The sequence below is a fragment of the Alteromonas sp. 76-1 genome (genome assembly GCF_900654235.1).
GTDB classification, from domain to species: domain Bacteria; phylum Pseudomonadota; class Gammaproteobacteria; order Enterobacterales; family Alteromonadaceae; genus Alteromonas; species Alteromonas naphthalenivorans.
Genome location: NZ_LR136958.1, coordinates 2,259,749 through 2,279,973, shown reverse-complemented (window position 1 = coordinate 2,279,973; position 20,225 = coordinate 2,259,749). Strand labels below are relative to the sequence as shown.

At 45.8% G+C, this 20,225-nt stretch carries 16 protein-coding genes; all 16 read right to left on the bottom strand.

Going from position 1 to position 20,225, the window contains the following annotated elements; all coding sequences use genetic code 11:
- Positions 1–4 precede the first annotated feature (4 nt).
- The gene (locus ALT761_RS09805; RefSeq protein ID WP_129738374.1) at positions 5–2,764 is read right to left on the bottom strand and encodes a PKD domain-containing protein; all 2,760 of its coding nucleotides are present in this window, start codon (positions 2,762–2,764) and stop codon (positions 5–7) included.
- Between the two features lie 14 nt (positions 2,765–2,778).
- Entirely contained in the window at positions 2,779–5,679 is a 2,901-nt protein-coding gene (locus ALT761_RS09800) for a hypothetical protein (protein ID WP_129738372.1), read from the bottom strand.
- Entirely contained in the window at positions 5,672–7,066 is a 1,395-nt protein-coding gene (locus tag ALT761_RS09795; RefSeq protein ID WP_129738370.1) for a hypothetical protein, read from the bottom strand. The genes ALT761_RS09800 and ALT761_RS09795 overlap by 8 nt, the downstream gene beginning before the upstream one ends.
- A 29-nt stretch (positions 7,067–7,095) precedes the next feature.
- A complete protein-coding gene (locus ALT761_RS09790) occupies positions 7,096–10,386 on the bottom strand; it encodes a phage tail tip protein (RefSeq protein WP_129738368.1) in 3,291 nt (1,096 codons plus the stop codon).
- 2 nt (positions 10,387–10,388) lie between these two features.
- Complete coding sequence (locus ALT761_RS09785) at positions 10,389–11,018, bottom strand: hypothetical protein (RefSeq protein WP_129738366.1); 630 nt, start codon at positions 11,016–11,018, stop codon at positions 10,389–10,391.
- Entirely contained in the window at positions 11,015–11,608 is a 594-nt protein-coding gene (locus ALT761_RS09780; RefSeq protein ID WP_129738364.1) for a hypothetical protein, read from the bottom strand. Before ALT761_RS09780 ends, ALT761_RS09785 begins: the two co-directional genes overlap by 4 nt.
- Positions 11,608–14,010: a phage tail length tape measure family protein gene (locus ALT761_RS09775; protein ID WP_129738362.1), complete on the bottom strand. Its 2,403-nt coding sequence runs from the start codon at positions 14,008–14,010 to the stop codon at positions 11,608–11,610. The genes ALT761_RS09780 and ALT761_RS09775 overlap by 1 nt, the downstream gene beginning before the upstream one ends.
- Positions 14,007–14,294, bottom strand: a complete 288-nt coding sequence (locus ALT761_RS09770; protein ID WP_129738360.1) for a phage tail assembly protein T — start codon at positions 14,292–14,294, stop codon at positions 14,007–14,009. The genes ALT761_RS09775 and ALT761_RS09770 overlap by 4 nt, the downstream gene beginning before the upstream one ends.
- 23 nt (positions 14,295–14,317) lie before the next feature.
- On the bottom strand, positions 14,318–14,785 hold the full coding sequence (locus ALT761_RS09765) for a hypothetical protein (RefSeq protein ID WP_129738358.1): 468 nt from the start codon (positions 14,783–14,785) through the stop codon (positions 14,318–14,320).
- Complete coding sequence (locus tag ALT761_RS09760; RefSeq protein WP_129738356.1) at positions 14,785–15,204, bottom strand: phage tail tube protein; 420 nt, start codon at positions 15,202–15,204, stop codon at positions 14,785–14,787. The genes ALT761_RS09765 and ALT761_RS09760 overlap by 1 nt, the downstream gene beginning before the upstream one ends.
- A 3-nt stretch (positions 15,205–15,207) precedes the next feature.
- Complete coding sequence (gene gpU / locus ALT761_RS09755) at positions 15,208–15,606, bottom strand: phage tail terminator protein (protein ID WP_129738354.1); 399 nt, start codon at positions 15,604–15,606, stop codon at positions 15,208–15,210.
- Positions 15,606–16,157 (bottom strand): hypothetical protein, encoded by a 552-nt coding sequence (locus ALT761_RS09750; protein WP_129738352.1) that lies wholly within the window; start codon positions 16,155–16,157, stop codon positions 15,606–15,608. Before ALT761_RS09750 ends, gpU begins: the two co-directional genes overlap by 1 nt.
- Positions 16,154–16,441 (bottom strand): hypothetical protein, encoded by a 288-nt coding sequence (locus tag ALT761_RS09745; RefSeq protein ID WP_129738350.1) that lies wholly within the window; start codon positions 16,439–16,441, stop codon positions 16,154–16,156. The genes ALT761_RS09750 and ALT761_RS09745 overlap by 4 nt, the downstream gene beginning before the upstream one ends.
- A 4-nt stretch (positions 16,442–16,445) precedes the next feature.
- Positions 16,446–16,700: a hypothetical protein gene (locus ALT761_RS09740; protein ID WP_129738348.1), complete on the bottom strand. Its 255-nt coding sequence runs from the start codon at positions 16,698–16,700 to the stop codon at positions 16,446–16,448.
- Between the two features lie 70 nt (positions 16,701–16,770).
- Positions 16,771–18,654, bottom strand: a complete 1,884-nt coding sequence (locus ALT761_RS09735) for a phage major capsid protein (protein WP_172602870.1) — start codon at positions 18,652–18,654, stop codon at positions 16,771–16,773.
- Positions 18,641–20,224, bottom strand: a complete 1,584-nt coding sequence (locus ALT761_RS09730) for a phage portal protein (RefSeq protein WP_129738344.1) — start codon at positions 20,222–20,224, stop codon at positions 18,641–18,643. The genes ALT761_RS09735 and ALT761_RS09730 overlap by 14 nt, the downstream gene beginning before the upstream one ends.
- Position 20,225 lies beyond the last annotated feature (1 nt).

The window sequence follows — 20,225 nt, the reverse complement described above, 5'->3', positions numbered from 1 at the left end:
TACCTTATAGAGTGACGTAAATCATTGGTTTGTTACCTGTTGCACCTTTCGACGACACAACCACACCTTTGTCGTCACCCTCTACAAAAACAATAATGCTAAAGTAGATATTACCGTTTTTACCAATATCTAAATCCCCAAGTCGCGGGATGAGCTCAGATTTATTAATGTTAATTGCATCTGTTTTAGATGATATTGAAACCCCCTCAGCAACAATTTTCACCTCAGTGATCGTGTTGCTTTCTAGGTTTAAAAACTCGCCATCCATCACTAACCCTTCAGGATTGGAAGGTTTCAGCTTCATTACTTCACGATTAGCGCGGCCATAATAAGCATTTACATCACCTTGCGTTTGCAGCTCAAAATCTAATCGTTCGATTATCTTTAATATTTCACTTAAGACAACAGCAGCTACGTCAATTGAAACAGCAGCTGCAGCGCTTCGATTTCCTTCTGAATCTATCGCAACCACGCTAAAAGTAATAGTTTGCGCATTAGTTTTACTTGGCGCACTGAAAGACGGTGTAGCGGTGGTTTCATCTTCAAGCGCAACAGTGTCACCAGCCGTTTGCGTCCACTCATATAATGCAATGGGATTCGTGCCAGGTGTTGAACTAGATGCGTCTAGCTGAACTGTTACGCCCGCCGCCACTGATTGATTGGGGCCAGCATTGGCTGTTGGGGCAACGTTAGCTACCACTTCTGTAACATCGCCAGCAACTACGCCTGAAACTTGGTAAGTATTCGCTCCGTCTGAAACCGTACCTGTTACCGCTTCACCTTGTTCAAGATTTAATCCTGCTGTTGAAGCTTCTCCGTTATGGAAAATGATAGGCTGGTTATAAACTTCGTTATCGCTAGAATCTAAAAGCGTAATATTCATCACGCCATCGGTAGGTTCTAACCCTTCAAGCTTTACAAGACATGATGTGCTGTGACCTCTAACCAATGAGCGGCCAATTCGCGTACCCATATCAAGGCGAGCCGCACCGCCTGTGGCGTGAACGTCATCGCCGCCGTTACCGTCTGAAATATCTACTGGGTAAATGGTTTCAGTTACATAGGCTACGTGTTCGTGAAAACGTGGGGCATCGTTGATAGCTTGACTAATAGCATCTTGCCCTACGTAAGCATCCCCTTGTGTTCTGGTTGGGTAATAAGGCTCTGTAATAAGAACGGTTTTTATACCTGACTCATCCCAGTTGGCTTGTGAAAGAACGCCAAACCCTGCTAATTCGTTTGTATACGCGTCACCTGTGCTACTGTAATCAACACCGCCGATGAAGATTAAACAAATATTAACATCAATTTCAGCGCGTCTAGCCATTGCCGCTTCATAAAGATTGTACCCGTTAACTCTATCTGTACTGGTAGGCAACCACGTTTCCATTCCTGAACTGCCTTTAGCATTAGGAACAAAGTAGATTGGTATGTCGGGGTTGTTTTCCAGCCAAACATTAGCCATGTAGATAACCAAAGAACCGCCAGCACTGCTATCAGAAGAAACACCGTATACCTGACCACTGTGACTATCATATGGGTCGTCTAGCTCTTTAAATACACCGTTATTGCCAAACATATAAGCTTTTGTGCCAGCGCTTGAAGGAGTGTAATTAGCGCTGGTAGAAGCACCTCTTCCGCTCATGTTTGAATGCCCCCATGTATCAACACCAAACCCTATTACGATTTCTTGAGTTGTTACTGTGGTTGTAGGGTTTTCAGCGATACGATATTCAACGGTGAACGCACCAACATCACCAATAAAATCATCTACGTGTGAACCTTCAGTTACCGCACCTGCTGAAACCCATCCAGCACCATCAACGTTTCTTTCCAGCGTACCCGCTTGATTTATAATCATCGGTATATGTGCACCACCTGTTAAAGTAGGTGGGTCATAGGGAAAGCCGGGGGCATCCATAACCACTAATTCGATGGGGTCTGTAATAGCTGCACCATCTTCAAGAACAAAGTAACTCACCGAATCGGTGTCGGTAGTACCGTTTGCAGCGTCAACCGTTAAGGCGAACGCTATTTCTGTGGGGTCTGTGAATGCAGGGGCTTCAAAGCTAGGCGTTAACGTATTGGCATCAATTAATGTCACGCCTGTTGATGTGGTTTCCACCCATGTAAAACTGTCTACGTTTTGGGAATTGCTACCGTCTAACTGAACATTGTCACCAGCATTAATGCCGCCTAAATCATCACCCGCGTTTGCTACTGCGTCAGATGTTGCGGGGGTTTGATAACCACCTGTGGTAAATCCTACTAAAGTACCGTGGTCATAATCACCAGATGTATTTGGCATGTCAGTTTCATCGACTACGCCGCCATCAAAATCGTGAGTGATTACCCCCTCAAGATTGCCGGTAATAGTAGCGACACCTGACATTGTACCTTCAAAGAAAGAGCGTCCGTCATGCTGCCCCCAATTGCGAATATCCAGTGAGGCCGTACTCGTTATTGTTTGTGACACACCAGCCAATGTAAACGTTAACTGATCGCCTACCCTTTTAATTCTACCGTCTGATACGGTAACCCCCACAAGTGCGCCGGTTGCCAAGTCGATAGTAGAGCCGCCATTCCCAAATCTAAGGCGAGTAACAGTGCCCCTTAATTGTAAAAATGTACCCTCATCATCGGCGCCAAATACGGAAGTATAGCCAGCGGTGTAGGTTATGGTTGGTAAGATTACATCAAAATCACCATCTAGCACGGCGGTGAAGCCGCCAACATGCCCTGCTCCGTCAAATAGAATTGCCATTCTTTATTCTCTCTTTAAATTGTTATTGAAACTGTGTTTGACCAAGCGCCAATTAAGGCGCCGTTAAAGCAACGGCATCGGATTTCATAAGTACCGCTTGAAAAGCTAACTGAACGTTTGAAGCAACCGATAACGCCAGGTAAATCCACGTTATCAACGGTTAAATCTGACCACGTTGAACCGTTATCGCTCGACACCTGAAATTGCATGTCGGTCATGGTGAAACGGTTTAAGGCATCTAGGGTGGGGTAGGTTTTTAGCACTTCGACTGATGAACGATTGCCGCCTAATAAGCCGCGTCCTTCATAGAAATAATTGGCGTCTTTTTTCTGTTCGTTCATCTGCGTGGTGCTCACACAACGAACACCATCTACGGTGCAATTCCATATCTCTTGGTAAGCTGGGCTGTGTTGGACTGAAAATACTTCGCGGGTTCCGTACCCCTGTATTACTTCGCAGTTGGCCGCAACTAACGAGCCGTGCTTATGTGTTCGAAGCGTCTTACATGCGCCCTCTAGTCGGCCATTATTGATTTCTACGCGCTTTTTTAAATCGCCGTTAGCATCAGAGCCGTTCGCTAAATCCACATTGTAAAGGTGGGCGCTATACAAATAACTCTCATAACCCGAATAGGCCCCGTTAATTACAACAGGATCAGAGTTGCCCTTCTCAGCCTCATAATTCCCGTAGTTGGAATCAAGCCCCAAATCGATAGTTATATTCCCTAACTGCTGCACCTTTGCATAAGGATGATATAAATCCGCTTGAATACCCACTATCCACGTATCGAGCTGCCCATCAAAACCGCCAGTACATTTAAAGCCATCCACTTCAAGTGATTCGCAACCGTAAAGGCTTATTCCTTTACGCTTACCGCTACACCATACGTTTTCAAATAGGTAGCTTAGGGTTTCATCATCGTTCACATAGCCAGCATCAACTTCCTGATCTAACTCTTGGTTTTGAATGTGAACATCAGCGGTATAGGTATCTCGTAAACGTGTTACCGGTATAAGCTCCCATTCTATATTTGCGGTGCTTCCATCTACCGTGGCGCTTAATTCAGGTAAGGCTGGTGCTTCTGTTCTTATGAGTTTTTGCACATAAATATTTTGAACTGTGCCTTTGTAACCACTGGCGGTTATTTCTATTTGCGTGGTGTTAGCCGGTGCGCGTATCAGCCATACCTCATAGCCTTCAATCGCATGGCTGTATTTGGGTATAGCGGCACCAAGTTTAGGCATAACCGAACCGCTAGAACGCTCACTAAGATTTAGAATAACTTGGTAGATTTCACCCTCTTCAAATGCGTAGCTAGCTGTAAGTGAATTGCTTGTGCCGGTTGTCGTATAAACACCGTTGTTATTCGTCCAGCCTGAACCGCTAAACGCATTAGGCTGCACAACTTTGGGGCCTACTTCCTCAGAACCGTTGATAATGAACTTGTGCATGTAGATAAGTTCGGGGGTGCTGTATCTGAAGTAGTCTACTGCGCTTTCGCCAGGGTCTAAATGAAGCCATGCCGTACCTGGTATGTAACGCAGTGTGCCATCGGGCGTGCATGCTATCCTTGCATCAGTGGGTAAAGTGATAACTGTTTTGAATGGCGTTTGCGAGCCTTGAACCGCGATAGCATCAACCATTTCAGGTATGTGCTGGTATGGAAGTGATAGCGTTTTATTTGCGGCTACTTCCATGGCATCTACTGTTACCGTAGCTTTTTCACTGCGCCATGCCTCGCCTTCTTCAAGCTCTACCGTTTCGTTATATAAAACACCATTTAGCATCACGTTGTTTAAAATAAACGTGCAGGCGCCTAGCGCAGAAAGAAACGGCAAAGGCAAATGCGCTCGATAGTCACCGCCATTGATAATTACGGTTGCGCCTTCACCGGCCACAACAACACCCAAGCCGCCGACTTCATCTAAGTTGCAGCCACAATTATTGAGTTCACCACCTTTGGGAAAGTAGTACGCGAAACTGTCACCGGCTAACTGTCTAGTCCAGCTAACCATGCAGTATCGAGCGGTTGAATACTCTTGAAACTCTAACCCTGCGCCATCGCGTGTGGAAGTTAAACGCTTTACATCAACGGGGCATTTAAATTTATACCCAGTACCGCTGAAGCCTTTCGTTTTAACTTCTCTTACTATCGCTTCGCCGCCTTCCTCTATCTCTAACCCATGTAGTAGGGTCTGATTATTGCTGTAGCCGTGGTTCTGGTTTGTTATTTTGCCGCCGATCACTTCCATGTCAACGTGGCCGGAACGAATAGCAATACCAATATCACCCGAACCGCTGATATTAAAATCTTGAGTGCTTACGTTGCTTGAACCACTAGGAATGTCTAACGACTTAATTTCAATATCATTGAACCTAAGCTTTCTAAATTCCCAATCGGTTAACGCGTACCCCTGAGTATCAATTAGGCCAGTGTTGTTTAATAGTGCACCGTAAACCGCGCCGCCAGTGTTCGCTTGCGTTAGCTTTAGCACTGGATCAGAGTCTTTTGCTTTTATCCCAGTAAAGCTTTGATGGTTTGCTCCGACTAAAATGAAATCGCCGGTTACGTTCTGAATGAACGGGCTATGCTCAGTTAGCGTAGTGTCTATGTCATTTTCACCAACTTGCAAGCCAAAGTGGAATTCTAAACGATCGCCTGCTCGCCCCGCGCTTATATCAAACGTCCATGGCAAAGTTCTAGGCGTCCAATCGGCAATCGCATCTTTTGCCGCTCCGATATAAAATCTATCACCTGGGGCTAACCGGTAGTCGGGGTTTCCTTCTTCACTATCTGAGTAAATACGGCGATAAACGTTTTCAACCTCGTTAGCAGGGTTTGTGTCATGCACCCATTCAGTGCCATCCGTCCAGCTTGGCGCTACGGTTTGGTTAATATCAAACAATCTATCCATAGTGCGGCATTCTCATTCTTGTAGACTCAACCGTAAATGCTGCAGTAACAGAGCTACTGCCGCGCTTAAAGTAAATGCGGTCATTTGTGATATACCGGCCGGTTCCTGAATAGTAAATTATGTTGGGGTCTTGGTTGGCATCTGTAATAGCTAGCTTGCCGCTCACATAATTCACCGCGATCACCAATTCAAATTCATAATCGTCTAACGCATCCGCGAAAAAACGTAAAGCATCTGTGCCGCTTGTAGCCTCGGTAACGGTGAATGTGTTGCCATCTTGAACCCAACTACCACCCAACGTGTGAGGGCTACTAGGCGTCATATCTTCGCTGTACCAATACCCATCGCTACGCAAAGAGAAATTTAAAAAGGGGCTTGAAACTGACGCGTCATTGTCGCGAGTGTAGTAAGCGTTAAGTGATTCGAAGTGTGATTTTTCAGTGTCTAGGGTTTCCCACCGGTTGCCCATTTGAATGAAGTCAATCACGCCCACAAAGCCATCGCCTATGGTGGCTAAGTTGGTTACGTTTGCCGTTATGGTGTGCCATTCATGATTGGCGAGTGTTGGATTGCCTGGTAAACCATTTCCACCGTTACCCATCGGGCAAACGCGTAACGTAATATCGCCCGTATACGCAGCATTGAGCTTTAAATAACGGCTACTAGGCATCACCATAAACTTACGGCTTTGCAGCGAATTAGGCACCGTAAACCATGAATCTGGCATAGCTACATGAATTAAGCCCCGTATGTTATCCGTGAGTATTTCTTTTCTATTATTCGGTGAGGTGGTTGGCAATACTTCTGTTTGTTTGAGTTTTGGGTAATCAATCAACCGTTGAAGTAATGCGCTTTCTTCGTCAATTGGTGGGCTTAGTGCGTGAGATAGCTCGCCATCAAAATCAAGATCGTCCGGTAACTGCTCTTGAGAAACCTTCCCAGTAACGTTCTCAAAATCTGGCCAGCCTTGAGCATAATCTGGCTTTTCGGTTATCTCGCTGTATTTCCCCCATCGCTTTACAAACTCCGGTAGCGATGAAGCAAGAATGTCACTCCAAGAAACTTCAGAGGTACCTGCACCGCCTGCATCTACAAACGCTTGATAAGCTGCTCGGTTTCGCTCTAACGCTGTGAGCAATTCAGCCACGGTACCAATGGGAATGATTTTCGCGGCCACATTGCTCACGTCACCCTGTGACCATGGCGAACTCAGGGTGATCGTACTATCCGTTGTACTGCTTTCAAGAATAGTGCTTGGAAGTTTGCCAGCAATAAATAACTGGCTTCCCTCAACCACGCCGAAAACTGAATCACTGTTATTTACAGTGACCACGGCGCTACCATCTGATGCGCTTATATCGCTCAGATTAAAAATAAATTCGCTCATGTTATTTTATTGCCTTGATGCAGCGCTAATTAGGGAATTTGTTCATTGCCGGTTGAACCTGAGCCAATAACCACTGAGCCGTTACCACCTGAACCTGTACCGCCTCCAGTGCTACCGCTCGGGGGAGTTGACCCGTTGTATAGAGCAGTTACATTGCTGATGGTCTCGCCGTTTTTAGCAACGTCAATTATGATTGCCGACTGCTGAACTAAGATATTGTCATTAGTGCTGGTTTCTAGCGCTGCTCTGAAATGCACATTGTCAATACCTTGAGGGATAACGGCACCAAGCGAGACAGTAACAGAACCCTCTTCTTCTACGTTTCGAGAGTTGAAACGCTGCTTTTCTACACCATCGATATATAGCGCCACATCAAAGTTGGACGTTGAACCGCCGCCGCCCTGATGGTCAAAAGCTAATCCTGATATTGTCAGCGTTCTATTGAAATCTGGACCGACGAAGCCAGGCACAACAGTCCCCTGTACAAGCGTGTAGTCTGAGTTTGCACCTACGGTATATTCACCTTGAACAACGACCACGTACCTGTCTAATACATCACCTTCAATTTTGTTTGCGTAGACCGTACCTTTAACAGTGCAATTTTCTTCTACTGTGCAATTCTTAAGATAGGCCTTTTGAGCTTCTAGGTCCCCACCTATCGACAAACTCCCGTCTTTACTTTTCCATTGAATAGCTGTTTCTTGGCTTAAATTCGGATAGTCGGGCTCACCGTTTTCATTTAATAATGCGGGGCCGTACCAGTACCAAAGGTCATCGGGGCCAAATCCATCAGCCAATTCAACCTTCATAAAGCTGCTGCCGATCATTTGGAATTCTGGTGAAGCTAACTTACCCCAAAATCGTCCAGAACCGTGAAACTCCATTTCACCTGTGCCGGTGTTAACACCCAGCACAACATAACCTTCACTATCAACCCAGTAAGTATTTTGAGCGAGAAAAACAATCTCAGAAACGGTTTCACTTCCATTAATAAACACGCCTGTCATGCGGCCGTTAGCATCAATAGCAAATTGAATTTGACCTTCAACTTCGCCAATGGCATTTTCGAGCGCTTGGAAATATGAAAATACGCTAACAGCTTGCCCTTCCAGGTTATTTATCTTTACCTCTTGAAATGCTTGAGCGAAAGCAGCGCCTTCAACCCAGTTGCCCTCACTATCTTCATAGCCAATCTGCGCATTTTTAAACTCTGATATTTGAGCTTGAACACTGCTACCGCCTACTTTTTGTTTAACACCAATTATTTCAAGGCTGTTTAGTTGGTTGGCTTGTACTACCTGCGTTACGTTATATATTAACGTTTCGTATTCCTCGCCTAAATCACCAGTTTTCTTAGACCAGTTTTCAATATCTTCCACTACACCACTAATGGTATTCCCAAGGTTTTCAGGTAAGCCAGGTATCGTTACCGAACGAACTATGTCATCCCAATTCGAACCTGCAGTGCTGGTTGAGGCAAGCAGCGAGGTCCAATCTGAATCACCTAGCGCATTGGTAGAACATACCCAAATTCTAAATTCTCGGTTTGGCGCTAAGCCGGGGAATGTATAAGCGTGCGCGGGGCCGCGATGCGGTAGCGGTGGTTCTGTGTCTTCAATATCGTGGCTAATTGCGAACAAGAACGCGGTTGAAGAATCAGAACCCGCCAAATACGGTATAACTTCTAATTCAAACGCACCGGCATTGATAGTGATGTCAGTAGGAATGCCAGGCTCTTGCATAACAATAGGAATTTCAGCCCAGCCAGAACGCTGCGCTAAGCCACCCAACGCCCTAACCCTAAAAGAATAGGTACCTAATGCATAACCACTAAGCTCAACCCAGCGCCTAGCAATAGTTTCGCTCTCTAACACTAGGCCAGTACTGGAAATCACTTGATAGGTAAATCTAAGCGACTCAGAAACCCACGACACTTTAACTTGAGTAAACGTTGTATAGACGTGCTCAACTTCGAGATCGGCGGGTATGGCTGGGGGTGCATTTGAATAACTGGTATCAGGTAATTCAGGCTTATTGCCTTCACCAAAGAAGTCATAAATATAAGGCTGATGCTCACGAACGCTGAGCGTCACAGTCTTTCGGTCAGAGTTCGTCGACTCGATACGAAATAACTTTCCTTCCCAGCCAGGGAATGAATGATAAACAGGAACAATATCACCTACGTGATAAATCAGGCCCCATTTTGGAAGCGTAATTCGGGTGCGCGTTTGCTGCCTAGAAACTTCTAGCCACGTCTTTGCAAACTCAAATGCTTCAAACCAATTACGGCATGTTTTCAATTCAACGGAAGTATCAAGCAGTACTCCGTTATCTTCTGCTAATAATTCTGCTTCAATTTCACTTCCGGCTTCTGGGTAAACTGCCTCTTGCGCCGTACCGTCAGCTTCTGGGTCGTAGTAAGTCACTGCCACGCGATTGTAACGCTGGCTTTTGTTCCCTTCAGTAATACGGTCAAGAGTTAAAATGTCACGCTCTAAAATAGGTACCGAAACAGGGTCATCATCTTTTTCGACAATTAACGTCAGCTGCCCATTAATAATAGGTAACCAGCCACGCATTGGCTTAAGCAGCTTGTTGACGTTATCAAGTACATTTTCACTGGTATCTAGCTTTACATTGCACGAAAACAAAGGGCGCGTTTGAGTCTGCCCAGCAACCTCTTCAACGCGACTATCACAAAGCACTTCAGCAGTAGCAAAAGAAGACAGATTAAGTAAACTGCTAGACAAAACTTTGCCATAACCACTCGCCTGTAAGTAATTGCTTAATGCATGAGAAGGATTAGAATGATTGGTGCCGGTAAGGTCAGCAGTTAATTTTGGCTCTGATGAAATAGCGTACTCGCCGCCGTGGTATTCCAATCTTATGTATGAACATGCCTTGCCAGATGCAGAATCTGTTGAGCGCCAGCCTGCCCTCGTGAGATTAGAATCTACATAACTATCCATGCCATTGGGGAAATTACGAACATGAACTATTCGCCCCCCATCATCATGAAAGAACGCCGGGTTACTGGAAGATGCAGGTATATCATCAATATAAACTTCATCAATGCTTTCAACCTGCTCAGCCCAAACTACAATAATATGTAAAAGATCATTTTTAATATCGTCGTCGTCGGCATCATTTGTTTCTTTAAAAATAATGTTGCCAGGCGCCTTCTCGACAGTACCGTACACTTTGCCAATAAATGCATCGGTTTGTGCAGAGGTAAGCTCTGCACCAGGTGGTAACGCCTCCGGCACATCAGGCTGCAACCAGCCAAAAAAGAAATCACCTACAAAACTGAATAGACCCAAAATTATAACTCCGAATTTGGGTTTGCAAAAATACCGCTACCCGATGCACCGCTGGTAGTAGTTGCTGTTGTCGTTACTGGCGCTGGTTTACCCCAATAAATTTTACGCTGCGCCCGTGCCACATGGTCAAACGCGGTATCTGAAGGGTAATAACGTTGCTGTGAACCTGAATTTGTTTTCGTCCCTGATTGCTTCTCGAAGTCTGCCCACACAGACGCTATCCCCACGTCTATTTTTTGCGTTTCAGGTACCAAATCACGCGAGTCAATAAGCCCTTGAAATATATTAAGCGTAAGGATAACGCCGCTTTCGTCGGCAAATTGCTCGTATATAGTTGCCGAGCCATTCATCCAGCCTTCTTGTAGAAAATAAGAAACAAACGCGCCGTCTCTCGCATCTAAAGTAACGCTAACATCGTTCGTTGCAGGCTCTGATGTGATCTCTATGTCACCAATACTTTTAGAAGTGATGTAACCTGGTATATAAGTAGCGCCAGCATAAGTAACCGGTACGTCTTTATCAGTTAAATAAATCCAGTCACCATTCAACTGCATTTTCAACAGAAGACAGCTGTAACGCGTCGGGTTGTAACCCTTGAACCTCTCTAAATCTTCAGCGCTTAATGAAATCATTGCTGCTCCATAAGCTCTACATCGAACACAACACGGCCAGCACTCTTAATACCGAACTCGCCACCCTGTCTATTTTTAACGCACACTTGAAACTCAACATTTGACCCATAGGCAATAGGCGTTCCAAGTGCCATATCTTTAAGTAATGGCTGGGTCAGCGTGACAGTACAAACACCAGAAGCGTTAGAGTCTTCACTAAATGCCAGCCGGTACCCTTTGGTATCGTTGTTGAACTGAATAAAATCGCCGCCCCATACAGCCTTGACTACACTGGGTGTAATTCCGCCGATTTCTATTTCTTCATCACCCTCACTGGCCGCAGTATAAAGATATAGACCTGTGTGAGATCGAACCGACTTAAGCGGGTTTTTCAGCGTGAAATTACGAAGAGAATCTTTATACCAATCTAAGTGGCCGCTAATTTCCATCGCTGCATCGTGCGATACCGCCTTTGACGTAAGTGCAAAAACATAATACGGCGCTTCACTACCTTGACTTTTGTTTTCATAAAGACGCTCTTCGTTTTTAACGATATCGACAACGAACTGAGGATCAACCTCGGTAAAGTATTCAATAGGAAAAGATGCCATTAAGCGGGTCTCTGCAAACGTGATTTTAACTGGCGAATAAACCGTTTATCGCTGAGTGATTTTTCACGCCAGTCGATAGAAGAGCTATCACCGTAGAAGTTGTTTTCATTCCTCACGCTGAAACTAGATGCATTATTGGTTACATCTGAGGAAGATAAGAAGCGTGTTAAATCGCGGTTTTGTTCTGGCTGAAGTACACGTTCGCCGCCGTCCAGTAGATACGTACCTTCACGGGGTATGTTAGTCATACCACTGTGAGCCATACCCGTTAATTTTGCAGCTGCAGCGGCACCAGTTACCACCACCCCGCCATAAGCAACCGCCCCTAAAGCAGGCCCTATAATTGGAATGCCGGCAAGCGCATTATATGCACCCATCGCCGCATCCATGGTGTTAGTCCAAATTGACTGTAACCCTTTGCGCTTTTTGTCATCAAGCAGCGTTTGCCCTAACGCTAACGCCGTTCTTGCATAACCGGCCTCTTTACCTTCCATGCCGTCAAAATAGCTTCCGACAACATCAAACAGTGCGTTATATCCAGCTTGTAATTGTTCTCTTTTTTCTTGCTCTTTTTTAAGTTCATCTTCACGTGCTTCATCACGAATTTCAGTAAGCTTAGCCTGATGAGTAGATTCTAAATCTTCCATCGCTTGCTTATGAGCCGCTTCAATTTCTTCAGTTAGCAGCCCCTTTTCACGAAGCATTTCAAGTTCAGCCTCGATTTCTTCAACTTGTTTTTCATGGCGAAACTCGGCCAACTCAATATCAGCATCATTTGCTTCAAGCGCGGCCTCACGAATGGCAGAGTATTTTTCTAAAGCGGCGTCAATTTCACGCTGATTTATTTCTGCAACCTTGTCATCACGTGACAAAAGTAAATTATCTAACGCTTCTTGGTGCGCTTTTTCTAATTCTTCAGTGAGTAAGCCCTTTTCGCGTAGCAGTTCAATTTCAGCATTCATGGCTGCAACTTTGCGTTCATAACGCACGTTGGCCAACTCAGCATCGCGCCCTTCAGCTGCTAGCGCTTCGTCGTTAATACGCTCGTATTGGGTTTGCAAGCCAGCAATAACTTTTTCAGCTTCGGCATTTCGTCTGACATTGGCCTGGTCAGTTGCTTCATCTTTTATCGCTCTTTGTGTCTCTTCATGCGCAGTGGTTGCCGCTTCAACTTCTTTTAATTGGCGCTTATATTCATTCAGCTCACCAACCGCTTTTCTTTTCTGTTTTTGAAGCTCTTCTTTCTCGCTATCACCGCGACCAAATCGGCCTATCTTTGTATTCCCAGCATTCGGAATTTGCTGATCTAAATCAGCTAGCTTATTAATGCGGCTTTCAATAAGAGCATTTAAAGCATCTAAATCGCCCTGCTCAGCTTTAAGCTGTAATATCTGCTCTTCGATTTCAGCCTTTTCACTTTCTCTTATGGCATTAGCCGCACGTCTAGCATTCTCACCACGTTTCGAAGTACTTTCATTTGCTTTGGATTCAAGAACAGCAAGCTCAACTTCTAACTCTTGAATAGTGGGTTTAATTTTTCCGCGAAGGTAGTCAAGAGAATAGGAAATACCATCTAGCCATTTACTAACACCCCCACCCAAATTCGTACTTTCTGAAAAGCTTAATAACAGCTCATCCCAGCGCTGACCAAGCGTGTCAACCGAACCGGCCAAACCTCCCGCCTCGGCTGAACCCGCGCCACCAACTTGACCCGCTAACTGCTCAAGAATTACCGATTGAGCCCCAGCAACATTACCGGCTTCTACCATGCTGCGGATCATGTCTTTTTGTGTAGCAGTAAAGCTTATACCGCTTCGCTTAAGTGCGTTTATACCGGCAACAGGGTCTTCAAGTGCTTTACCTAGCTGCAGGGCTTTGTCTTTGGCCGTACCACCAAAAACCGCCGCCATATCTTGCGAGAGCTCAACGGCCTGCGTGAAGGTTTCGCCACTCACAGACTTAAATGTTTGCAGTACATTTTGCGCTTCAGTAATGCCTTGCACTGAGGCCAGCGTGTTTAACGCCACACTATCCGCTTGCTGTTGTAATTGCTCAGCACTAAAGCCTGCGGCGTTACCCGTGGCGCGAACTAGCGCCTCAGTCCGTAACTGAGAACGTTCATACTCGTTAAACACCTGAAGTGACTTATAACCAACTGCTACCACACCAGCGAAAGCAGCTGCCAATCCAGTGGCCACAATTGCGCCACTAGAAAACAGTGAGTTAACAACAGATATTCTACTGGCCACACCACCCATTGGCCCCTGAATAGCAGTAGCACCTTGAGACAAACCACGCATTGAATTATTGAAGCGTTCATTACTGGTAATAGCTCGCCCGAATTCGGTGCGGTATGAGCGGGTATTCCCTTTAAGCTCAACTTCGTAATTCTTTTTATTCATGACTGTCCAGTGAAACGGCGATAAAGTTCTTCAACACTCATCTGTTTGGGCTGCACTTGTGGTTTATACCCAAGCACAAAGTCTTGAGCAGTGAATGGTTCACTGCCTTTTTTGCGTAAATAATTTGCCACTTGAGCACGTAAACCTGCAGTTTGCATTTGCTCTACGCGTGCCCCAAAAGGTTCAAGCTCGGCAAACCGAAACCATTCAAGCAACTGAGACGCGCTTAATTTACGTAGGAAGTGATCAGCATCACACTGACCAAGTTTTAAGGCCAACCGCAAAGTGGCGATTCGATAGGGTTGGCCTATGAGGGGTTTGCTGCAAGCTCCGTATCACTTAGCGGTTCAAGCTGCTGGGTTTCAACGCTTTGCTCAGCAGCATCATGAACATACTGAGGGTCTAACCATTGCATATCTGAAACCTTCGCTATCTCACCTAACGCTTCTGTGACCTGCGATTGAGGGAACGAGGCTAGAAATAACAGGTCGGTTTCATTTTGCCAGTCAAGGGGTATGCGTCCCCGCTTTGTTCTAAGTGACATAGCAATGGCTTGATACCGCAACGCCATCACTTCTCGACCTTTTTGTTCGTCGGGGGTATTTGAACGTTGAATTAAGTTCAGCTGATCCATTATAACCACGCAATCAGCGCCGCTTAACTCAACGATAATCCAACGGCCGAAACTGACAACTGCGCTAATCGCTCGAAAATTAAAGGTTTCATCCTTTGGCATTTTGCGTTCAGCGCGCCACCGCTTAAACCAAGAGAACATTATGTAATGTCAGCTTCGTTGACGGGCCCGTCTACTTTCAGAGTAAGTGTACGGTCAATCTGGCCTTCTTTTGGTGTCGCATAGCCCACTTTTGTCACCAAACAACGAAAATCAATACCCTTACTGATAGGTGCTGGGAATTGCACTTGAACATACTCTTTTGTGCCGTTGTGGTAAGCATCAATCAGAGCTTCAACATCAGTCTGGTTTTCACGATAACGAACAGTAATGTTCCATTCGCCGCCATCGCGCAGGCCATAATCCGACTCTTTCCAATCATGATCGGTACCGTATTGCGTTGCATCCACAACTTCAGATGTCATTTCGCCGGGTTCCATCGACATAATATCGGCAATGGAATCTCCGAAGGTAGAGCCAGTATCAGTAGAGCGGTGCAATGAAGTAAGTTTACCCTTCATGGTTTAATCCTCGTCTAGGTATTGTATTGTGTAAGTAAGTAGCAGTACGCCCGTTGAGGCTTCGCCGTCGCGGTCATATGCAAAATTGGTTCTATTCATCCCTTCAATCAAACCATCCAAAAAAGGTTTTTCACGAAGATATTGTTGAACTTGATTGGCCTTGGCATCTAGAGCAGCATCTAAATCGCCAGGTTCTTGCAGCATAATTTCAACAATAACGCGTCCATCAGTTACGCCTTCATTATCAAAACTGTATTCGGTTTCTCCATCTTCGAAGTAGACAGAAAGCGCCGGTATTTCATCTTCAAATACTTGCGAGGGGGAATAGGCAAAGGTTTTTTGAAAGCCAGCTGGCTCACAAACCGCCCTTATCTTTTCGCGAATTTGGGCTCGTGTTGCCATTATTTGATACCTAATGCTTTATCTAAACGCCATTTCAATTGGCGAAATAGCTCTGCAGGAAAGTCTTTAGAAAGTGCCGCTTCGGTTTCAGTGTTTACTGCGTTGACTAAGGCACGTTCAGTAAACTTTGCCCCGAAACCAGCCACTTCAATATTGCCTCGCCCCTGCCCTTTTCGAATGTAGATATTCTTTAACCCGCTATTGGTGAATGTATTCGACCATTCATAAGGCCCTGTAGCATGACCATCACCGCGAGGTTTTGCGCCAGCAGTTCGCGCACTTAGGCGGTTGGTACCAGCCCAAACCTTGCCGTTTAAATTAGTGGTTTTAGCGCGAGTTATTTTAACCCTGCTTCTAATTGGGGCCTGTTTCACTTGCATTGCTTTCGAAGCTCTGCGAACTATTTTTGTACGTGAACGCTTCAGGCTATCGTTAATTGTTGCAGCCATGGCACGGTTGACTTCACCTTTGCGGTGTACGTTTAGCGCACGGCTCATTCGCTTCATTTCAGCGATGGCTTCTTTTGAGTCAACCGAGACCACCTTACTCATGAGCGCGAACGCTCAAGAATAAGACTCACTAAATCACCACTTGATTCTTTAGTGATATAAACATATTTAACGCCTTCTACCGTGATAATTGAACGGCGTTCCAGCGCTGGCAATTGAGTTGAAGGAATATCGAAACGAATTTGGTTTGTATCTAAACTCCCAAACTCATGCGCGTTTCTAAAAAGATATCCTTTAACAACCTGCCCATTGATAATGGCCTCGTGCTTGAAGTCATTAAAAAAAACGTTCTCCATGTCCGAGGCCATATCACTTTGAAAGCTCACAGCGTTATTCGCCTTCGCCTTCAGAGTCCGTTTCAGAACCAAATGCAGCATCCAAGCCGTCATCGTCAACAGGTTCAGTTACTTCTGTATTAGCTTTAGCAGTTACAATTTTACCTTTCGACGCTGCAGCCAATTCTTTTGCCAGTGGTTCAGCAAGCGAAAGGATCACTTTACCTTTCGCTTTTGGAAAATACCCTTTACCGTTTAAACGCACACCACGTGTGAGTTCAAAGCTTACCTTCTTAGCTACTGTAGCCATCTTTTTTCACCTTATAAAAAAAGCACCCTTTCAGGTGCTTTAGAGCAGTTAAACATTAATTAAATGCGGATTATTCGCCTAAGCAGAATGCTTGAGGATGACGAACAGCAACGTCAGCGTCTTGGAATAAACGCATCACTAAGCCACCAGACGCAACCTTGGTCGCGCGATCAGGCACTACATCTAGCGCGCCCCACAAGCCAATTAGCGCCTGAGAGTAATCACCAAATAAAATCTGACCAGCATTAACTTGAGTAGTTACTGCAGCGTTGTAATCGTTAACGCGTCCACCTTCCCACATAAATTTAGCGGTACCAGCTGCTTTCTCTGTCGACTTCAGTGTGCCGCGCATGGAAGGGCGCATTAGGTAAGCCATGGTGTTAGCATCGGCATTAGCTTCAGCTACATCAGTTTCAAACTGAACGATTTCCTCCCATGTGGGTTTGCCTGGTGCTGTAAATGCAATAGCACCAATACCAGATGTATTTACAATACCGGTTGGCTGGTTACTAGCACCAGAGCCATACAATGCCCCGTGGTCTAAACCGAGACTTTGACCGCGCATAATATCGCCTAATACCAGCGCTTCAATATCTGGCGTTGATTGCGTCATAATACGGCGGGTAATAGGCACTGCAGTAGCCAATGTTTTAGGGCGCAGCTGAACAGTGGTAAACGCTAAGTCGCTATCTGTTGCCGCGCCATCTTCTTCAACCCAGTAGAACGTTGCAGAGCCATTTTGCTTAGGAATATCAACATCACCCACTAAGCCCGAAACCATGCGCGCACCAAGCTGGCCAATTACCGCTTGAGCACGTAACGATTCAATGTACATTTCTGCATGCAATTCAGTTGCAACCAGTTCAGCACCTTTGCCTGCCGTGCCTGCAGATTGCATCCGCATTTGCTGTTGGCGTAAACCATAGCCCATTGCTTCATAGCTAAGGAAAATACCATCAGGATCACGGCCAGTACGCTTAGCAATAGCATCAGACACTTCACGCTCTAAGCCTGCTTTCTTAAAGTTACCAGTGGCCACGGCGCGTAATGCATTAATAACGCTATATTTACGCAGTTCAGTCTCACCAATATCTAAATTAATCATGGTCGATTCAGACTCAGGTGCTTTACGCTTGCTATGCAAACGCTCAATCAATGCGTTGTTAAACTCTTCATAAGAGCGCCCTTTCGCAATGAATTCGTTACCTAAACCTTCAGCGCCATATTGACTCGCGGTTTCAGCAATGCGCTGCGCTGCAGATGGCTCAGCATCTTCTTTTGGTTTACGCGGCTCTGCAAATGTGCGCTGTGTGTTGGTGGATTCCGGTGAAACCGAGCGAGCGGTTTGTTCAGCCGGGGCGTCTACTACTTGGATTTCATCATCATCCATCTTACGTACCTCAGTGGTGGTTATTTTTACAGGGTTAATTTGTATCTCTTCAGCGCGCCCCAGCCCTACGGTTGGATCTGCTGGAACAGATACAGAGGATATTTCAAGGGGTTCCCAGTGCGTTACGCGGTAGTACTCAAGCCCCTTTTCTTCACGCACCAGTTGCGCCGCATGAATGCGGTACCCAACGGAAACGTTAACGCGAATTTCATCTTGCATATCGACAAGCAGCTGCTGGCCAAGCGGGTTACGACTCATTTTAATTTCTGCGTAACCACGGCCGTTTTTAATCCATGCCTTTTGGATTGCGCCGCGCTGGTCATTCCAATTGTGATCAGATAGGAACGGGCCTTTATTCGTAATTCGACTTAAATCACATTCACCTTCGTTGTGGCCAAGCGTTTCAACCCAACCCCAGCGTTCAACTTCGTATTCGCTGGAAAAGCTCAACGTTACTACGCGGCTTTCCTCATCTACACTTTCTACATCTGCGGCCATGTCACGCTGCATTACAGGGCATTCACCCTTTCGAAACATGTCTGCGGTAACTTTATTCAGTTTCATCATCATCACCATTTTTTGAGGGCGCTGCTTTAGCACTGGCCACGGCCAGCTTTGCGGCTTTTCCGATACCTAATTCACTGGCCACTTTCATCATGGGTCCTAACGCTGAAAGATATGTGTCCCAACCTTCAGCCATCGCATCAATATCAACGCCTTTTTCGTTAAGCACATCCATCGGGTTGCAAGTGAAGTTATCCATAGACGCACCAATAGCTTGCTCATCTTTAAGTGGGTCTACCCACTGCCAGCGTCTGCCTTTAAACGAGAACGCATCAACTGAGCGCTCTAAGTCATACGGCATAAGATTTTCAATGCCACCATGCAACAAAGCATTTTTAAGCCAGCGCTGATAGATAACACTAGCCACTTGGCTAATGAACCAGCCTTGGTGTCGCTTCCAATGCTCACGATCTTCTAAGACGGCTTGACGCAAGCTTGACCAGCTCACACCTTCATAATCGTTACCGCCGGTACTGTAGTTAACATCTACCCCAGCAAACGCACCTTTAAGCCCTGCTTTTTGAAAATCTGCTACTGAATCGCCGTGGTGTTGGAAGTTGGTTTCTTTGGCGCGATAACCTTCTGGGGTAATGGCTGCGCCGCCAGGGTCTAGTTCAAAGATGAAATCACCTTCTTCATCTTCTTCTGGCGCTTCTTGTTCTGGGTCTCGCTCGTACATCACCATGTTACTGGCGGCAATACGGCTGGCTACTAATGATGATTCGCGGTAACCGCCAATATCATGAAAATCTAGAAGTGATGCGTGAGCCCAAGGAACCCCGCGAGTTTGACCAGGGCGAAACATTGGGAAAGGAAGTAGTACTTCATCTGCTGGCAAACGCATGTAACGCTTACCATTTAACGACCACGTAAATTCCCCTGGGTGGTTAGTCAGTAAATGGTAGGCCGTATGCCTGCCCCATTTATCAATTTCAACACCCATTTTAATGCGGTTGCCGTTACCTAAATCTTTATTCAGCGACACATCAAGTAAATCAGCTTCTAACAACTGAAAGGCGTAACCAAATTTATTCGGTGCACCATCAATGTGACGAATAATAATGTCACCATCTTGACACACTGTTTTCGCTATCAATTGCATTGCTGCCACTAAATCCATGCGGCCGCTAATCTCACAAACGCCCAACTTGGCCCACTGCATAAAGCCTTTTTCGATGGACTGATTGGCAATTTTGTCTAGCTCACCGCGCTTGTCTCTTACTTCTGCATGAAGTCGTGGCCCTTTGTCACCAATGACATGGGTTTGCACCATGGAAAAGTAGCGTTTCATGTAGCCAACATCTTCACCGGCCGCACGACTGGCAGCTTTTAAGCGCAGCAAATCACGGCGCAAGGTTTCATCTACGCTCAATCCAGCAGAAAAAAAGCTATTGCTTTTGATTCTAGGGCTGCTAGCTGCAGCAAATCGCTGCTGCGCGTATGCCTTGTGCCGTTTTGCATCACGGGCGTTTGTATTTCCCCCTAATGCGGTAGCGTCAATAACCGGCTCTTTGCGAACAGGCTCTTCTGATGTTGGCTCAGTTGGCTTTTTTCTTAGAAAAGAGAACATA

Excerpts from the sequence above, each read along its gene's own strand:
- ALT761_RS09795 (WP_129738370.1), bottom strand. The coding sequence starts at position 7,066 with ATGAGCGAATTTATTTTTAATCTGAGCGATATAAGCGCATCAGATGGT.
- ALT761_RS09765 (WP_129738358.1), bottom strand. The coding sequence starts at position 14,785 with ATGTTCTCTTGGTTTAAGCGGTGGCGCGCTGAACGCAAAATGCCAAAG.
- ALT761_RS09785 (WP_129738366.1), bottom strand. The coding sequence starts at position 11,018 with ATGATTTCATTAAGCGCTGAAGATTTAGAGAGGTTCAAGGGTTACAAC.
- ALT761_RS09760 (WP_129738356.1), bottom strand. The coding sequence starts at position 15,204 with ATGAAGGGTAAACTTACTTCATTGCACCGCTCTACTGATACTGGCTCT.
- ALT761_RS09730 (WP_129738344.1), bottom strand. The coding sequence starts at position 20,224 with ATGTTCTCTTTTCTAAGAAAAAAGCCAACTGAGCCAACATCAGAAGAG.
- gpU (WP_129738354.1), bottom strand. The coding sequence starts at position 15,606 with ATGGCAACACGAGCCCAAATTCGCGAAAAGATAAGGGCGGTTTGTGAG.
- ALT761_RS09800 (WP_129738372.1), bottom strand. The coding sequence starts at position 5,679 with ATGGATAGATTGTTTGATATTAACCAAACCGTAGCGCCAAGCTGGACG.
- ALT761_RS09780 (WP_129738364.1), bottom strand. The coding sequence starts at position 11,608 with ATGGCATCTTTTCCTATTGAATACTTTACCGAGGTTGATCCTCAGTTC.
- ALT761_RS09750 (WP_129738352.1), bottom strand. The coding sequence starts at position 16,157 with ATGAGTAAGGTGGTCTCGGTTGACTCAAAAGAAGCCATCGCTGAAATG.
- ALT761_RS09735 (WP_172602870.1), bottom strand. The coding sequence starts at position 18,654 with ATGAAACTGAATAAAGTTACCGCAGACATGTTTCGAAAGGGTGAATGC.
- ALT761_RS09805 (WP_129738374.1), bottom strand. The coding sequence starts at position 2,764 with ATGGCAATTCTATTTGACGGAGCAGGGCATGTTGGCGGCTTCACCGCC.
- ALT761_RS09740 (WP_129738348.1), bottom strand. The coding sequence starts at position 16,700 with ATGGCTACAGTAGCTAAGAAGGTAAGCTTTGAACTCACACGTGGTGTG.
- ALT761_RS09775 (WP_129738362.1), bottom strand. The coding sequence starts at position 14,010 with ATGAATAAAAAGAATTACGAAGTTGAGCTTAAAGGGAATACCCGCTCA.